This is a genomic window from Mesorhizobium sp. M0848, from assembly GCF_040319805.1.
Taxonomy (GTDB): domain Bacteria; phylum Pseudomonadota; class Alphaproteobacteria; order Rhizobiales; family Rhizobiaceae; genus Mesorhizobium.
This window is the reverse complement of the sequence record NZ_JAMYOM010000077.1, coordinates 1-1,207: the sequence shown is the minus strand read 5'-3', so window position 1 is coordinate 1,207 and position 1,207 is coordinate 1. Positions and strand designations below refer to the sequence as shown.

Here is a 1,207-nt window from a genome sequence, read left to right as displayed (position 1 = left end):
AGAAAGGAGACTCCCATGCCTATCGTCAATCGCGTCGCCGACCTACTCCCAGACATCGTGTCCTGGCGCCGCGATATTCATGCACATCCTGAACTGGGCTTCGACGTCAACCGCACCTCCGCAGTCGTCGCCGATCGCCTGCGCGAGTTTGGCTGCGACCAGGTCGTGTCCGGCCTTGGCAAGACCGGCGTCGTTGGTGTCATCACTGGGAAGAGGGCCGCGAGCGACGACCGCGCAAAGGTCATCGGTTTGCGCGCTGATATGGATGCGCTGCCGATCGAGGAAAAGACCAATCTGCCCTATGCGTCCAAGACCGAGGGCTTCATGCATGCATGCGGTCACGACGGTCACACGGCGATGCTGCTGGGCGCGGCACGCTATCTAGCCGAAACTCGAGACTTCGCAGGCACTGTAGTCCTGATCTTCCAGCCTGCGGAAGAGATTGGTATGGGTGCGGTCGCGATGCTCAAGGACGACCTGATGGAGCGCTTCGGCGTTGAACAGGTTTATGGCATGCACACCCTTCCGGGCTTGCCAATTGGTGCGTTTGGTATCCGTCGCGGTGCGGTGTTGGCGGCAACGGACAGCATCGAGATCAAAATAGAAGGCCGCGGCGGTCATCCAGGGATGCCACATAAAAGCGTCGATGCTATCTTGGTCGGCGCGCAGCTTATTACGGCTGTACAACAAATCTTGTCGCAGAACGTCGATCCCTTGGAAGCGGCTGGAATTACGTTTCACGAAATCCGTGCCGGCAGCACGCATAGAGTCGTAGCCGAGACGGCAGAGTTGCGAGGCAGCATGCGCACGTTGACGCCCGAGGTGCGTCAGCTTGTCAAGAAGCGGTTGCGCGAGGTGGTTGCCGGCATCGGCCAAGTAACCGGTGCAAGGATAGATCTTAATCTCGAAAGCGACCATGGCGTTGTTTTCAACCATGCTGCGCAGACTGAGATGGCGATCAGGGTGGCCAAGGATGTCGCGGGTGAAGACAATGTCGTGGAGACGCTGCCGGTCTTAGGAGGCGAGGACTTCGCCTTCATGTCCGAGGCGCGACCGGGCGCCTTCATCTGGTGTGGCAACGGCGACAGTGCTGGCCTGCACCAGGCTGCGTATGATTTCAACGACGAGGCGATTCAGTTTGGGACATCGTACTGGATCAAACTCGCAGAGAACACGCTCGCGGCTTGAGGTATTGGCGAGGACGAGC

General features: G+C 59.2%; 1 protein-coding gene. It reads left to right on the top strand.

Annotation, left to right across the window (positions count from 1 at the left end; translation table 11 throughout):
* Nucleotides 1–15: 15 nt before the first annotated feature.
* Entirely contained in the window at nucleotides 16–1,188 is a 1,173-nt protein-coding gene (locus tag NKH95_RS33345; RefSeq protein WP_352894617.1) for a M20 aminoacylase family protein, read from the top strand.
* Nucleotides 1,189–1,207 lie beyond the last annotated feature (19 nt).

Excerpts from the sequence above, each read along its gene's own strand:
- NKH95_RS33345 (WP_352894617.1), top strand. The coding sequence starts at position 16 with ATGCCTATCGTCAATCGCGTCGCCGACCTACTCCCAGACATCGTGTCC.